This window comes from Nostoc sp. FACHB-892, from assembly GCF_014698795.1.
In the GTDB taxonomy this organism is placed as follows: domain Bacteria; phylum Cyanobacteriota; class Cyanobacteriia; order Cyanobacteriales; family Nostocaceae; genus Nostoc.
This window is the reverse complement of record NZ_JACJTR010000028.1, coordinates 38,355-52,670: the sequence shown is the minus strand read 5'-3', so window position 1 is coordinate 52,670 and position 14,316 is coordinate 38,355. Positions and strand designations below refer to the sequence as shown.

Genomic DNA, 14,316 nt, shown 5'->3' with positions numbered 1-14,316 from the left:
AGTTTCTTAAATTGCCAATTTTCAACTTCATTTTTAACACTAAGGAGTTCTACTATGTCAGATATGCTAACTGTTACTCAAGACGAAATTATCAAGCAAATCAAGCTTTCATGCCAAATACCTTCTGTAGTAGAAGGTATTATTACTCGCAAGATTATTTTACAGACGGCAGAAGAGATTGGGATTAAAGTAGAGCCAGAAGAACTACAGCAAGCGGCAGATAGTTTGCGTTTAATGAATAATTTGACTAGCGCTGATGTTACTTGGTCATGGCTACAAAAACATAGTTTATCTCTAGATGAGTTTGAAGAATTAGTTTATTTCACAGTAATTTCTTCGAAATTAGCTCAACATCTATTTGTAGATAAAGTTGAACCTTTTTTCGTGGAACACCAGATTGATTATGCTCAAGTAGTTATGTATGAAGTAGTTTTAGATGATTTTGATTTGGCTATGGAACTATTTTACGCATTGGGTGAAGGTGAAATGAGTTTTCATGAAATTGCTCATCAATATATTCAAGATACAGAACTACGTAGAAAAGGAGGATATCGAGGGATATTAAACCGTGCAAACTTGAAACCAGAAATTTCTGCTGCTGTCTTTGCAGCAACTCCACCGCAAGTTGTCAAACCAATATTGACATCGATGGGGGCGCATCTGATTTTGGTTGAGGAACTCATTGAGCCACAATTGGACGAGATATTGCGCTTAAAAATTCTCTCAAACTTGTTTTCTGAATGGCTAGTACATCGTCAAAAGGAGCTATCAGCTTCTTCCTCAACCTCTTACCCAAACATGAGTTTCTTAAGGCAGAGGTTAAGTTTTGAAAACTCCATAGAGCAATTAAAATACTCAGCGAGTTTCTAATTTAGAAACTCGTTCCTCTAATTTGTTGACTTGTTGCTTCAATTCAACCACCAAAGTTGCCAGTCGATCAAACATCGGATCTTGCTGTGATAAATTACCTCTGGAACCTCTTGACTGTCGTGGGGTAAGTGTTGTTCTTGGGGATGGAGGTCGGCGGCTTTGTCCCAGTTGAGACTCTATCTGGTTTAATCGTGACTCGACACGATTAAAGTCCGCTTCCAGGTTGTAGATGCGGGACTCTACTTGCTGGGATGAAGCAGTGTTTCCAAATAACCCACCCCAGAGAATTGTTGCTAAAATCCCGGCAAATATTAGCACTTGGATTTTTTTCATAACAGTCTATTTAGACAAGATGTGTTGGGATGGCTACAGAGTATAAATCTGTAGTCACTTCACTTATTTATCCTTTACTAAATTAGAAAATAACTTCTGCCAATCGATAGAGTTGACAATATTATCTGCCTGTTTTACTTCAAATGTGACATTACAAGCGATCGCTAGTTTTAGCGATCGCACGCAAAGTTCTGCCACATCCTCACGGCTGATTTTACCCCTAATATTATCGCCTTGCTCAAATATTAATTCTTTGCCTCCTGCTTCCTCAGTTAATGCACAAGGTCTAATAATCGTATAAGGAATTCCGCTTTCTCTTAAACTATCTTCTCCCTTTAACTTCCAAGTTAAAATTCCTCCCAATTGGTCATTTAATTTCACTGCTGGCGGTTCTTCATCCAAATTAATGCCAGGTCGTCCGGGACGAGTCACGCCTGCTGAACTAACTAGGATAAATTGTGGTAAAGTTGCCCCACCGTAAGCTTTAATTGATTCCAACTGCAAAGCAAAACCACCGGGGGAAAATTTGGGATTCAAAGCACCATCATGTTCAAATTTGCTCAACATCAGTTGGAATGAAGAAATTCTACTTTGTTCAAGTGGCGGCGCATCTTTGACAATTTTTGCCCGAAAGACAGGGATCAAATCTGCAAAGGGAATATGAACATCTATCCAGGTATTAGCTACGGTGTCGAAAGAATAGCTATAGCCAATACCATCCCATTTTGTATCTGTCCGCAGGAAGATTTTATAACGCTGACCGTCACCTTTGACGCGTAATTTCACACCTTCGCAATCAGATAAGTTGAAGGGAGGATCAAAATTCTTAGTTCTGATAGAAGCAAATCCGCCAGAGTTGGCCGTGGAGACATTACCAGCAAACAAAGCTGTATTTTCCAGTAATTGGATATTACTAGAACTCACACCACCCATGACTACATCATCCAGCGCCCCCCAATAATCTTTTAATTCGGCTGATGGCTTGGTGAAATCAAATATTGGTTTTTCGTTTGCTTGGGGTAAATATTTTGCAGCCGCTTGGACTAAGTTTTTAACACCTTGATATTCTACATTTTCTGGGGTGTCGCCAACAATTTCTGGTAGGTAAAACTTAACACCTTGATTATATTTTGCTCTATCTGCTGTGTCTCCTTCAACTGGTTGCACGCGCACTGCTGTGCAACAAACTACAGCTTGGATATCAGCCATAACTAAAGAAGTTAAAGTTGCTGGTTGGGTGATATCCGCAACTACTAAGTCTATATCATTACCAAGAATCGACCGCGCTTTGTCAATATCTCGAACTAGAGCGCGAACTTTATAACCTTGTTGGAGCGATCGCTGCACCACTCGTTTACCTACACCACCTGTTGCACCTGCCACTAATATTACACCCACGTTTCTTCCTCCATTGGGTCTATTTTGACTATCCTTAGGACGGCCTTGGATTAACTGCTGTACCCAGTTAAGGAAAGGAATTACCTCAAAGTAAGTCAGGGTTTCGATAAACCTGCCTAAGTCCCATTGAGAACGATTTTTGTCAGTCATATTTGCGTCCTCATAACTTTCTTAAGTCTAGCCCAATGTCTGTTTCTCCAAATCCTCCGGTACTCAGAGCTTGGATAATATACCTGTAACCTATCACCTGTAACCTATTCGCTCAATCACGCTAGGATACTTAATTAGGCATTCCTAATCAAATGGTAATTTACTTATGAGCCAACTTGAAAACATTCAAGCTGAGTACGAAAAGTTTACTGAAGAATTTGAGAGTGTAATCATTAGCACCGTGAGCGCCCAGGCAATACCCAATGCTAGTTATGCTCCCTTTGTAATGGATGATTCCAAAAATATCTACATTTACGTCAGTGGTCTTTCAACTCATACCAAAAATTTATATGCTAATCCTCATGTTAGTGTCTTATTTATCGAGGATGAAGCCAAGAGTAATCTAATTTTTGCCCGTCGTCGTTTGAGCTTTGATTGTACGGCAACTTTGATAGAGCGTGAAACTGACAAGTGGAATCAAATTGTTGAGCAATTTCAAGGGAGGTTTGGTCAAATTATCGAGGTTCTGCGCGGCTTGTCTGACTTTCGGGTTTTTCAGCTAACTCCGAGCGAAGGTCGTTTTGTAGTTGGTTTTGGGGCAGCTTATCATATTAGTGGTGATAACCTTCATCAACTTGTTCAAATCACAGGAGATGCTGACAAAAAGCAAGGATGAATTATGAATTAGTTTGACTGTATGCATATTAAATATAAAACTGCTTAAGAGACAAAAAGTTTACTTACTTTAAGATTTATCGGTAAGCTTTACTTTATACGTCGTAATTTTGCCTTCGGGTAAAGTGCCATTAAACTATACTTTTTAATTTTATGCTTCAGTTTCAACCTCCTGGCTTTGGACATAAACTTATCCATACATCCTTGGGGGCGATAGTTTACTATACTCAAACGAATGCACCTTGGGCATTTGCTGATACTAAAGATTTACCTCCACTACTGTTTCTCCATAACTTTGGTGGTGGTGCATCTGCGTATGAATGGTCTAAAGTTTACCCAGCTTTTGCCTCTAATTACCATATTTTAGCTCCCGATCTAATCGGCTGGGGAGAATCGGCTCATCCAGTCCGAGATTATAAAATTAGGGATTATCTCAGCACGATCGCAGAGTTTATCATTGAAACTTGTCGTCAACCAGTGACGGTGGTAGCCTCGTCTCTAACAGCCGCTTTTGCTATTCGCCTAGCTATTGTTCAACCCAATTTATTCAAAGCACTGTTTTTGGTTTCTCCGTCTGGATTTGATGATTTTGGACAGGGTGCTGGACGCAGACTTCCGCTTTCGGTGATCAATGCGCCTCTGTTGGACAATTTTATTTACATGCTTGGTGCTGAAAATGAAATTGCAGTCCGAAATTTTTTACAAAGTTTTCTGTTTGCCAAGTCACAACGAGTTTCTCAAGAAATGGTGGAGGCTTATTTAACTTCTGCACAGCAGCCTAATGCCAAGTTTGCCGCTTTGTCATTTTTGCGGGGCGATCTTTACTTTGATCTGAGTTTATATATTAAACAACTAACAATTCCCACCGTCATCTTTTGGGGAGAAAAGGCACAATTTACCAGCATCAAATTAGGACGACGACTGGCAAATTTAAATCCAAATGCAATTCGAGATTTTTATGCGATCGCAGATGCAGGAGTATTACCTCATTTGGAAACACCTGAAGTTGTCATTGGTTTATTGCAAAAATATCTTGGGGAGTGGGGGATGAGGGAGCAGGGGGAGCAGGGGAGGCAGGGGAGGCAGGGAGAGAATAACTAATGACTAATGACTAATGACTACTTAGAAATTAACTGTGCATTTAATGCTTTGGTGATGCGATCGCCAGAAGCTTCTAAGTGGGCTATGGTGTAAATATCAAGGCTTTCACTAAGTTGTTTGAGCCTGACATCAATAGCTTTTTGCAGTTGGCGCAATTTATACCAAGCCAATGTTCGACCATCTTCCGGTGTATCAGTAGTACCCAACATCATCTCTAGCAAAATATTTAGATATTCCCGTTGTAATGAACGGCGGATGCTAGAAATTGGCTTTGGTTCTCCTGGGGTTAAAACTTCTGTCCAGATGCCTGTTTGCAGGGTATCGAACAGTTCCGGGATGGAAAGTGCTTGCCCAGCCTGGGTTTTTAATTCTATATCTTGTAAACGATTCAGGCGATCGCTGTCTAGTAGCGATCGCAGTACCGCACTTTGGAAACTCAGAATGCGATCGTGAATTGGATAATCAAGGCGGTTGTTAGGTACAGAACTACCCCAGTGTTCCCACCGCGATGGTGCTAGTTGATTCAACAATTGTGGTGAAAAACTGAAAGCATCCTCAGCAAATACATACTCTTGCAGCTTTATCAATGCTTGACGTTGTTTTAAAACTGAAACTGGTACAAATGTCCAAGAAGCATCATCACTAGCATGGAAACGTCGAAATGATTGCCCACCAATGTATTTAGAAAGCAAGCTGGCGTTCCGAAAATAATATTTGAGTACTCTATTGAATCTAATACGTAAGTTACTATAACTTTCTCCTTTCGATAGATCACCCTTGTCAAGGTGCTGCCACATAAAACGGGCATTATCCATTTGCCACTGCGAATAAAGTAGTACATCACTACTCATATCCCAAACATTTGCCAAAGGATTGATGTCCCAAATATCTTCATCAGTTGCATAAGATAATTCTGGTTGAGGCGACACCAGGGCAATCTGCTCCAAAAAACTTTTTTCTGATTCTGGGATGATTCCCTCAAGTGCTACTGATGGGCTTCTTTTATAACCATACTCAATTGCCCATTCGTCGTAGGGCCCAACAACTCCTGGGAAATAGTCACCTTGTTGTATTCCTTGTGGTGCAATATTCACGGGTAGATAGTCCATCACCGAACCCGCTAAACCTTTGGTGTGAGTGATTTCTGTATTATTTAATTCTTCGGGTGTTAACATAGTGCTGCCGTGAAAGTTGTGGCGCAAACCGAGAGTATGCCCGACTTCGTGAGCAATAAGAGAACGCAAATATTGATGCACATACTCCTTTATCGTTTCACTATTGGGTGTAGTGTTTGGCAAAATTGACAACACCAACGCTCCCATCGCGGCTTGATCTGAAGACTCCATGCTATAGCAGAGATCGTTGTCTGCTAAATGTTGTTCAGGAAAAGCTTTAAAACCTTTTGAAAACATTGCAGATAAATTACCTGAGCATGGGTTTTTGCCCACTTGGGAAAAATGCCCATCTGTAAAAGATGAATTTGCTCCCATCAGTGCGTGATATTCTTGCTGAATTGAACGCACCATATTGGCATCCACAATAATGTCTGCATCTAATATTTCCCCGGTGAATGGGTTGACGCGCATTGGCCCTCTGGCAAAACCTGCATCTAAAGAATTGAACCAGCGAATAGTGTTGTAATGCACATCTGCCGGTTGCCAATCAGCATCATCTGGCATTTGCTGCACTTCAATAGCATTTTGAAATCCGGCTTTTTCAAATGCTTTGTTCCACATCAAAACACCTTCACGAATCGCATCGCGGTACTCTAGTGGTACAGCATTTTCAATCCAAAACACAATTGGCTTTTTGGGTGGAGATAAGGGGGCGTTAGGATCAGATGGTTCTAGATGCCAACGATTGATGTAACGGACAAATGATTCGTGAGCATTATTTTTAGAGAAATCTTGGAAAGCAGTAATAAAATATCCCACTCTGTCATCTGCAAGTCTGGGAATATAACCAGTGTTTTCTCTAAGCTGAGAAAAACTGTAATGTACCTTCAGAGTCAATGCCCTGCTATCAGGTAAAGTAACTAAATTGGCTCCTTCTGATGATGAAAAACCGTAAATTGAATCAATTTCTACGTTTTCTGGGAAGCTGTTAACATCACCAAAATATGACTTGCTTGCATCCAAGTGGTAATCAGCCTGTAAAGAGTATTTTAATAAAGGAGCTAATCCGGGAAAATCCTGCATTAGCAGTTCATCCAGGTTGATCAGAATATTTTTACTGCGTGGATCAATAGTATCTATTTCGAGTGAATAAAGAACTGAATCGCTAAATGAACGGGCGAGCGATCGCTGTTCTGGTCTATTTGTTGCGCGGAATTTTACATTACGAGCAACAAAATGTAATCTATTATTTATTCGTCGGAAGTAAAATAGAAAATCAGAAAGAGGTAATCCACTATAAATTCCACTTTCCCCCACGCCCGATTCCAATGTTACTATAGCTAAATAATCTTTATTTAGCTGCTCTGGTTTAATTTCTAAGTAAGTTTTTCCTGAATCCTCACTGCAATAAAGTGTAAATAGTCCCTCTAGTTTTTCTGTATTTTTGACTATTTCACTAAATCGGCGAAAATCTTCTTTTTTACTCTGAACAAGATTATTGTCAGCACTCGCTAAAATTTCAATAAATGGGAGTGCATTTAATTGTTGTACATCAATGTTTGAAAGTTGGTTTGCTCCTGCGTAATCACTTGATAATAACAAATTATACAATAATACTATACAGATTGCTAATTTCCTTATCCAGTATTTCATCCTTTGGCTTTCCACTTAACCAGTTATTATATTGAGGAAAAAATGTGGATTAACTTGTCATTTGCAAGCCCTTAAAATACAGTAGTTTTACTTTGTATCAAGTACAAAGATATGGGTTTTGAGGCAGAAGGTAGAAACTCTTTATATCTGATTTTGAGTCCTGCATTTTGTACCTTACTTAAAAAGCAAACTGCTGTATCTAGGGATTATGGGATAAATCCACTAAGCCAGACAAATAATGTCTCTAGCCTAAAAGTTGTGTAACTATTGATTGTTATTAGTAGCTGTTTAGGAATTAGCCGTTAAAATATATATCTTAAGATAGACAATTCCTCTAACCAGCGATATATGTTTTTTTAGATTCTATCTGTATTAAAAACCAAATGTAGCATTAAAAATGTATTTAGTGCTACATTTGTCAATCTAAGCATTCTCAAGGATCATTTACCAATAGAAAGCGATACACCTAAAAAAGCTGTTATTGAGCATAAAAATGCTTTTTTCGGATGAATTGCGGAAATTTATGGTAATCCCAACCGTTTTCTCACATCGTCAATTGGTTCTTCCCAATGCTCTTCAAAACGGTAGCCCAAGAGAAAATCAGCTTTCTTGCCTAATTCTCGCCCTTTTGCTAGGTTAGCGAAAATTTCTTGTATTTGTTGGGGAGCCAAGATGGGATAGAGCAATCTAGCCAAGCACAAACCGATTTGGAGTGATTTACTGTAGTTTTGTGTAGCAGCGAAAGCAAGTACACCAATTTCTCCTGCATAGGTGGTGTCAAAATCAAGCAATACATGAAAAATATCGTGGGTGACTAAATATCGCAGAGCAAATAGATTACGTTTGGCAATGTCTTCTAGTTCAGGACTGATGTTTAATGGTTCTAGCTGATTTGCTCGCATGTGATTGGCATATTCTCGCCCAAAAGAGCCTTGAGGATATTGACTTAATTGGTTCAAATCAATTACGGGATAATATCCCACTACTGGTTGCAGTTTGGAGGCAACTGTTGGAGAAACTTTAGCACCGAAGAAATCAGATTTAAGAATGGCAATATCACCCAAATTCTCTGAGTTTCTGGAAGCGATAATTGCCTGGAGTTGTTGTAGTTTTTTTAACATAATGATTTTTTTTAGTGGATTGAGAAAATTAGAGAATAGAGAAAGCAAGTCTACGAAGGCGTATTGCCATCTATCTAACAAATCACCTCTTCCCCAAGATTTAAAAACTCTTTCTTTTGTATAACTAAAATATGTCTTTTGCTAGAAGGATAATTAACTTTTTATAGTTAATGTTTATTTGTACTCAAAAAATAAGCTAACTGGCATGATAAATCTCATTTCTAAGACGATTGGTCAAATCAATTCCCTACTTAAAGGACTTCAGGTAAAAAGTTTTTTGGCTGTTGTCCTAGTTGGTTTTCTAGTGCTGACGACGAATGTTGCTTATGGGCACGATGACCAAGGTTTAAAAGAGAGAGTCAAAGAACAGGTAGAGCAAAATGATTCTCAAAGACCGAAAACAGTAGGGCAGTGGTTTAAGGATGCTCGTGAAACCGAAGATTCTCCTGGTGAAAGACTTCAGAAGATTGGGCAACAGTCAGGAGAAGCCTTTAAAGAGTTTGGAGGTGGATACGTAGAGGGCGCTAAAGAAACTGCTAGTGATGTAGGCGACAGTGCGGCACAGGCAGGTAAAAATATCTCAAACCAAGTTGGACGCTAAGTGCGTAAAAATGTTTTATTGGCAGCAAGTACTAATAACTTTTCGCCAATGTAAAAAGTAATAATAGAAACGCTGGTGTTTAATCACCGAATTGTAATACTTGGGTAACGCGCTTACCCTTGCAGATATTAGATTGTAGCGTTTCTCAGTTGGATAAAATATAGTCCTTTAGTAGGGGCGCACAGCTAGCTGTACGCCCCTACTGTGTGTTTATTGAGCAGAGTGTCAAGAAACTTGTATATCTTGTAGCTTTGCTACCATTTCTGCACGCGCTGAAACTTTCAGCTTACGAAACATCCTCTTCAAAGCTTGTTTAACTGAATTTTGCGTAATCCAAAGTTTTTCCCCAATTTCCGCGTTTGTTAATCCCTGCGCCACTAACTCGGCAATTTGTAACTCACGCGCTGTTAGGGGACTTACTAAAAGGGAATTGGATATTTTTGGTTTTGTCCGTAGAGTTGCCATTTTTGCTGATAAATGGATGCATAAGGCACTCAAATCAGCTAAATCGTTGCCATTAAAAGCAGGATTTCCCTTGTCACGAGCCAAGTTAAGGGTTCCGACAAGACGACCATCGCAAACAATTGGCCCAGTCATTACGTGTTCGTGATCAGAACGTGAGCAAAAATGCTTCCAGTCTTTTGGTGATAATAATAACTGTTCATGGGCGGGAGCGTGACGCTCAACCACGTAGCGCCCGACTGGATTGCTTTCTAAGCATACTGCTGGAATGGACTGAACATCAATTTCAGCCGTTGGTTGCTCATCTAGGAGATAAATGCCCCAATTTTGCACGCCAAAATGCTCACCAATTTTATCCGTGAGAGCTAGCCTTAATTCTTGCTCATTTTGGACATTAGCGATCGCATGAAACACAGCGTGGAGAGAATTAACCATAAGTGTACCCAGTTGGGGACTATCCAAGCCTCAACAATTACTTCTATGCTAATACCAAGGAAACTAAAACGCTAATTACAGTAGCGACTAGGAGAAGCACATGACAGTTACACAACTCTCTGCTCAGGAACTTTTCCGGGCTGCTTATGAGAACCGCTACACTTGGGACAAGAATTTCCCTGGTTATACCGCAAATATTACCTTTAAGCAAGATGACAAAGTGTTTACAGGTAAAGTTATAATCACTGCCAATCTGAAAGCCGAAGTTTTGGATGTAGATGACGAGCCAGCCCAGAAAGCAATTCATGGTCAAGCCTGGGAGATAGCAATCCACCGCGTCCGCCGCAGCTTTGAAGACACCCACAGCGCCAATACGTTTACCTATGGTAAAACTGACGAGACTGGTGCAGTTGAGCTTTTAATGGGTGGTAAGGCTGAAGGCGATAAATACAAAGTCCGCAATAATGAAGTATGTCATGTTCACCGTTTAATTCACGGTACATACGTGACAATTGACACCTTCAGCAGTCACGACACCGGGGAAGGCTACCTGTCCCATACCTATGACTCTGTTTACCATGATCCCAAGACTGGGGAACAAAAGGGCGGTAGAAGCGAATTTGTTGATGAGTATGAAAAAGTAGGTGACTATTTCATCCTAAATCGTCGGGAGATTCGCACCGAGATAGCAGGACAAGTTTCTATTCAAGAATTTATCTTTTCTGATATTGAATTGTTGGAACCTGTTGCTGCTTAAGCTGTATTTTGTAATCTAAAAATTAGCGATCGCTCCTTTAAAATAAGAGCGATCGCTTTTATTTGACGTTTTGAGTGATGAATATAAGCTTTCAAGAAGAAAGGTTAATATTTAAAGTATTGAGAACCGATTTTTGGCGCTCGCTTCAGATATAATCAATTTTTTACGCTAGCCTACTTAACTGCCAGTAGAACAGTAATATCGCTCTCCTAATTTCCAAAGCTTAAGTGCAACTATCAGAAATACAATGCCTGCCATTGGAGAGACGTAACAAAACCACAAAGGCACTAAAAAAGTATCTTCTTTTTCAAGCACTGCAAGTAAAGGAAAATAGCTCACGCAGGCAAGTGGTATAAAGAAAGTGAAGAATCGCTGAAACCATTTACCATAAATCGAAAGAGGGTATTGAGCCGTTTCGACTCCTCCATAAGTGAGGATATTCATAATTTCTAGAGATTCAATAGTCCAGAATGTTAGCGTTGCTTGCACAATGACGATACCAAGAAAGAGAGCGACGCTACCAATAAATGATGTGCCCAAAAGCCACCATGCTTTCAAAGTAAAAGGAATGTGGAGACTTGAAAGCGACCACCCTGTAACAATAAGTCCTTGTGAAAACCGTCCTATTCGTTTCAAAGTAAACTCTGTGCCCAGAAGTTGAAGTACTGTGGTACGTGGACGAAGAAGTAAACGGTCGAAGTCTCCACTCTTGATTATTTGTCCAAATGAATCAAATCCTCTTCCAAGGGCATCAGCACAGGCGAAAGAAATATTAACCACTCCATAAAAGAGAGCAACTTCATTCAAAGTCCATGTACCAATATTATTAAAACGAGTAAAAAGTGCCCATATTCCAAAAAATTCCACAACAGTTCCGAGAAAATGCCCTAGTACTTGAAGCAAGAAGGATACTTTGTACTGCATTTGTGATTTTAAAGATACAGAAATATATCGGAGGTAGATAAAAAAAGCGTTCACACTCATCCTCCCTGAATTACAAGCTTTCTTACACCACGGTTCACAAGAAAACGCCCAAGGATAACAATGACAACTATCCAGAAAGTTTGATGAAGCAATACATAAAACAGTGCATTTGGTAAAAGATTTCCAGTAAAAAGACGAAAAGGCTGGTCAACAAGCCCAGAAAAAGGAAGTGCATTCAAAAAAGGCTTGCTCCACTCAGGAAAAAGTGGCAGAGGAACAATCATCCCAGAGAAGATAATAATTAGAGTTGGGAGAATGCTATTAATTCCCTCACCAGAAAGTGTCCACATCATTGATACAGTCAAAAGCATAGTCAATGCAGACGAAAGCAAAATTGCACCAATAAAGGAGATAAAAAAGGCAACTAAAGCAGCAAGGGAGGGTGGAAAAGAAAGCGATCGCTCCCAAAGCCCGACAATGGGAAAAAGGAAACTGGTCACACAAAGAAGAGGTAGCGCACGAAGTATCAGGGGCGCTGTGCGAAGTGCCAAAGCGCGAGTAAACCAAAAATTATAAAGGTCAGTGGGTCGGAGAAGATCGTATCCTACCGCACCGGAACGTATCAAGTCTTGAATCTCTCTATCACCTGACCAAGGAACAATCGCCATCAAAAAGGCTTGTCCAAGCCATACATATCCTACAGCTTCACGAAAAGTCATAGGTTGAGTAGAGGTTGCATGAGTGAAGAATGCCTCTAAAACCATAACTTTCACGAAACCCCAAAATAGCTGAGTTGCAATCCCAGCTAAAGCAGCAGTTCGATATTGGAGTAGCAGTGAAAATCTCGCAACAAAAACTGACCAATAAGCTTTCATCCGAAAATCCCTCCTGAATTCGCATAAAGTTCAGCAACTATCTCTTCGATAGGTGGATTTTCCACAAAAAGATCCTCTACTTCGTGTTTTGAGGTAATCTGGCTAATCAGGGACGCAGCAGAAAGCTTTGTGGGATCGAAGGCAAGAGTTACAGTGCGACCTTCCTTGGAGATGAGATTGACCCCTTCTTCTTCAAAAGAGAAATCATCGTTTATCAGGTCTATTTTTAAGTAGCGATGTGAAGAAACTTGAGAACGTAGCGTTGCAAGAGTTCCATCACAAAGAATTTCACCCCCACCAATAATAATTATGCGATCGCACAATGCCTCGATATCATCCATATCATGGGTAGTCAGAATAGTGGTTACTTTATGAGTTTTATTCAGCGCTTTAATAAATTTTCTGATAGCAAGCTTTGAAACTGCATCCAGACCAATAGTAGGTTCATCCAGAAAAAGGATCTCAGGTCTGTGAAGCATTGCGGCTGCAAAGTCACATCGCATCCTTTGACCAAGGCTTAATTGCCTCACAGGGGTAGAGAGAAAGTTTGATAGATCAAGCAAATCAATCATTTCTTGGCGCGTCTGGCGATACTCTGAATCGGGAACGCGATAAATATCCCGCAGCAGATCGAAAGACTCAATCACTGGTAGATCCCACCATAGTTGCGATCGCTGACCAAACACTACTCCAATACGACCAACATGCCGGATTCTATCTTTCCAGGGAGTTCGTCCGCCAATTATGCATTTCCCACCCTCAGGGACTAAGATACCACTTAAAATTTTAATGGTAGTCGATTTCCCGGCTCCATTTGGGCCAATATACCCTACAAGTTCTCCTTGATCAAGGGAGAATGAAACTCCTTTCAACGCATGAACAACTCTTGTTTTTCGCTGCACAAGTCCTTGGATTGAACCGAAAAGCCCAGAGGAGCGTTCAGACACAAAAAAAGTCTTTCTCAGGTCTTCGACAATAATGTGAGACATATATTATTTCAAGTTTTTTCGCATGAACTTGCAGCAGTTTTGATCTTATTGAAACACGTCAAACTGCCAGATATTTTTGTAGGCAAGTATCATTTTATATCGCCTCAAATTTGAAGGTTATGCCTATGGCAACTCCTTCAGGTGTACACGCAAAATTCCTTGAATTACTTGTTGTACAGCTTCTTTGCTCAAGTTACCATCTACCCGCACAATTCTTGAGGGATAAGATGCTGCTAACTCTGCGTATCCTTGCTGAACGCGCCGATGAAAAGCGATTGTTTCTTGTTCAATGCGGTCTAATCCTACCCCATCTCCCCGTTTGCGGGCTAGCCCTACTTCGACATCGACATCTAGCCAAATAGTTAAGTAACTCTCTAAACCACCAGTGGCAATATAATTAAGCTGATTGATTAAACTCATGTTCAAACCCCGACCATATCCTTGGTAGGCAATGGTAGAGTCAGTGTAGCGATCGCATAAAATATATTTCCCTGCTTGCAGTTGCGGTTTAAGTTCTTGTTCAACGTGTTGCGATCGGTCAGCAGCATACAATAAAAGTTCTGTCACTTGTGCAACTGGTTTATCCTCTGCCTTCTCTAGTAACAAGCGGCGAAGATGTAAGCCTAACTCTGTTCCCCCTGGTTCACGAGTTACTAGCACAGAAACACCCAGACTTTCCAACCACTCACAACAAAGCTGCATTTGGCTGGTTTTGCCACAGCCTTCCACCCCTTCAAATACAATTAATTTGCCACCCATGCTTTTTAAAATCCAAAAATAGGCTACCTTCTTACCGTACAGCAAATTGTTCTTTATTATACATAAATTAACAGGACTATTCCGTATCTTTTGCAAAT

The 14,316-nt window shown here is 40.3% G+C and carries 14 protein-coding genes; 5 read left to right on the top strand and 9 right to left on the bottom strand.

Features of this window, described 5'->3' with window-relative positions:
* The first annotated feature begins 54 nt into the window (after positions 1 to 54).
* The gene (locus tag H6G96_RS27545) at positions 55 to 870 is read left to right on the top strand and encodes a peptidylprolyl isomerase (RefSeq protein WP_190915468.1); all 816 of its coding nucleotides are present in this window, start codon (positions 55 to 57) and stop codon (positions 868 to 870) included.
* On the opposite strand, the gene H6G96_RS27540 is transcribed toward H6G96_RS27545, so the two are convergent.
* Positions 856 to 1,203: a hypothetical protein gene (locus H6G96_RS27540; protein WP_190915466.1), complete on the bottom strand. Its 348-nt coding sequence runs from the start codon at positions 1,201 to 1,203 to the stop codon at positions 856 to 858. The two genes, H6G96_RS27545 and H6G96_RS27540, sit on opposite strands and share 15 nt — an antisense overlap.
* Positions 1,204 to 1,266: 63 nt before the next feature.
* Entirely contained in the window at positions 1,267 to 2,751 is a 1,485-nt protein-coding gene (locus H6G96_RS27535; protein ID WP_190915465.1) for a CIA30 family protein, read from the bottom strand.
* 166 nt (positions 2,752 to 2,917) lie between these two features.
* On the opposite strand from H6G96_RS27535, the gene H6G96_RS27530 reads away from it, so the two are divergent.
* Both H6G96_RS27530 and H6G96_RS27525 read left to right on the top strand, forming a co-directional pair.
* A complete protein-coding gene (locus H6G96_RS27530; protein ID WP_190915463.1) occupies positions 2,918 to 3,427 on the top strand; it encodes a pyridoxamine 5'-phosphate oxidase family protein in 510 nt (169 codons plus the stop codon).
* Positions 3,428 to 3,579: 152 nt separating this feature from the next.
* Positions 3,580 to 4,527, top strand: a complete 948-nt coding sequence (locus tag H6G96_RS27525; RefSeq protein WP_242063411.1) for an alpha/beta hydrolase — start codon at positions 3,580 to 3,582, stop codon at positions 4,525 to 4,527.
* Positions 4,528 to 4,544: 17 nt separating this feature from the next.
* On the opposite strand, the gene H6G96_RS27520 is transcribed toward H6G96_RS27525, so the two are convergent.
* Positions 4,545 to 7,295 (bottom strand): zinc-dependent metalloprotease, encoded by a 2,751-nt coding sequence (locus H6G96_RS27520; protein ID WP_190915460.1) that lies wholly within the window; start codon positions 7,293 to 7,295, stop codon positions 4,545 to 4,547.
* A 521-nt stretch (positions 7,296 to 7,816) separates the two neighbouring features.
* The gene (locus tag H6G96_RS27515) at positions 7,817 to 8,416 is read right to left on the bottom strand and encodes a Coq4 family protein (RefSeq protein WP_190915459.1); all 600 of its coding nucleotides are present in this window, start codon (positions 8,414 to 8,416) and stop codon (positions 7,817 to 7,819) included.
* A 205-nt stretch (positions 8,417 to 8,621) separates the two neighbouring features.
* Between H6G96_RS27515 and H6G96_RS27510 the strand changes: the two genes are divergently transcribed.
* Entirely contained in the window at positions 8,622 to 9,017 is a 396-nt protein-coding gene (locus H6G96_RS27510) for a hypothetical protein (RefSeq protein WP_190915457.1), read from the top strand.
* 225 nt (positions 9,018 to 9,242) lie between these two features.
* Here the strand turns inward: H6G96_RS27510 and H6G96_RS27505 are convergent, their stop codons facing one another.
* Positions 9,243 to 9,914, bottom strand: a complete 672-nt coding sequence (locus H6G96_RS27505; protein ID WP_190915455.1) for a LuxR C-terminal-related transcriptional regulator — start codon at positions 9,912 to 9,914, stop codon at positions 9,243 to 9,245.
* A 100-nt stretch (positions 9,915 to 10,014) separates the two neighbouring features.
* Here H6G96_RS27505 and H6G96_RS27500 point away from each other — a divergent pair, with 100 nt between their 5' ends.
* Positions 10,015 to 10,671: a DUF3386 domain-containing protein gene (locus tag H6G96_RS27500; RefSeq protein ID WP_190915453.1), complete on the top strand. Its 657-nt coding sequence runs from the start codon at positions 10,015 to 10,017 to the stop codon at positions 10,669 to 10,671.
* A gap of 177 nt (positions 10,672 to 10,848) precedes the next feature.
* On the opposite strand, the gene H6G96_RS27495 is transcribed toward H6G96_RS27500, so the two are convergent.
* The 4 genes from H6G96_RS27495 to tmk all read right to left on the bottom strand — a co-directional run bounded on the left by H6G96_RS27495 (position 10,849) and on the right by tmk (position 14,218).
* Positions 10,849 to 11,655, bottom strand: a complete 807-nt coding sequence (locus tag H6G96_RS27495) for an ABC-2 family transporter protein (protein ID WP_199339766.1) — start codon at positions 11,653 to 11,655, stop codon at positions 10,849 to 10,851.
* On the bottom strand, positions 11,652 to 12,470 hold the full coding sequence (locus tag H6G96_RS27490; protein ID WP_190915449.1) for an ABC-2 family transporter protein: 819 nt from the start codon (positions 12,468 to 12,470) through the stop codon (positions 11,652 to 11,654). Before H6G96_RS27490 ends, H6G96_RS27495 begins: the two co-directional genes overlap by 4 nt.
* Positions 12,467 to 13,459, bottom strand: coding sequence for an ATP-binding cassette domain-containing protein (locus H6G96_RS27485; RefSeq protein ID WP_190915447.1), 993 nt, complete (start codon positions 13,457 to 13,459; stop codon positions 12,467 to 12,469). Before H6G96_RS27485 ends, H6G96_RS27490 begins: the two co-directional genes overlap by 4 nt.
* Before the next feature lie 123 nt (positions 13,460 to 13,582).
* Entirely contained in the window at positions 13,583 to 14,218 is a 636-nt protein-coding gene (gene tmk / locus H6G96_RS27480) for a dTMP kinase (protein ID WP_190915445.1), read from the bottom strand.
* Between the last annotated feature and the right edge of the window lie 98 nt (positions 14,219 to 14,316).

What these genes read in the sequence shown, in the direction of transcription:
- H6G96_RS27500 (WP_190915453.1), top strand. Translation starts at nt 10,015, where the DNA reads ATGACAGTTACACAACTCTCTGCTCAGGAACTTTTCCGGGCTGCTTAT.
- H6G96_RS27530 (WP_190915463.1), top strand. Translation starts at nt 2,918, where the DNA reads ATGAGCCAACTTGAAAACATTCAAGCTGAGTACGAAAAGTTTACTGAA.
- H6G96_RS27525 (WP_242063411.1), top strand. Translation starts at nt 3,580, where the DNA reads ATGCTTCAGTTTCAACCTCCTGGCTTTGGACATAAACTTATCCATACA.
- H6G96_RS27545 (WP_190915468.1), top strand. Translation starts at nt 55, where the DNA reads ATGTCAGATATGCTAACTGTTACTCAAGACGAAATTATCAAGCAAATC.
- H6G96_RS27505 (WP_190915455.1), bottom strand. Translation starts at nt 9,914, where the DNA reads ATGGTTAATTCTCTCCACGCTGTGTTTCATGCGATCGCTAATGTCCAA.
- H6G96_RS27490 (WP_190915449.1), bottom strand. Translation starts at nt 12,470, where the DNA reads ATGAAAGCTTATTGGTCAGTTTTTGTTGCGAGATTTTCACTGCTACTC.
- tmk (WP_190915445.1), bottom strand. Translation starts at nt 14,218, where the DNA reads ATGGGTGGCAAATTAATTGTATTTGAAGGGGTGGAAGGCTGTGGCAAA.
- H6G96_RS27510 (WP_190915457.1), top strand. Translation starts at nt 8,622, where the DNA reads ATGATAAATCTCATTTCTAAGACGATTGGTCAAATCAATTCCCTACTT.
- H6G96_RS27515 (WP_190915459.1), bottom strand. Translation starts at nt 8,416, where the DNA reads ATGTTAAAAAAACTACAACAACTCCAGGCAATTATCGCTTCCAGAAAC.
- H6G96_RS27520 (WP_190915460.1), bottom strand. Translation starts at nt 7,295, where the DNA reads ATGAAATACTGGATAAGGAAATTAGCAATCTGTATAGTATTATTGTAT.
- H6G96_RS27540 (WP_190915466.1), bottom strand. Translation starts at nt 1,203, where the DNA reads ATGAAAAAAATCCAAGTGCTAATATTTGCCGGGATTTTAGCAACAATT.
- H6G96_RS27485 (WP_190915447.1), bottom strand. Translation starts at nt 13,459, where the DNA reads ATGTCTCACATTATTGTCGAAGACCTGAGAAAGACTTTTTTTGTGTCT.
- H6G96_RS27535 (WP_190915465.1), bottom strand. Translation starts at nt 2,751, where the DNA reads ATGACTGACAAAAATCGTTCTCAATGGGACTTAGGCAGGTTTATCGAA.
- H6G96_RS27495 (WP_199339766.1), bottom strand. Translation starts at nt 11,655, where the DNA reads ATGAGTGTGAACGCTTTTTTTATCTACCTCCGATATATTTCTGTATCT.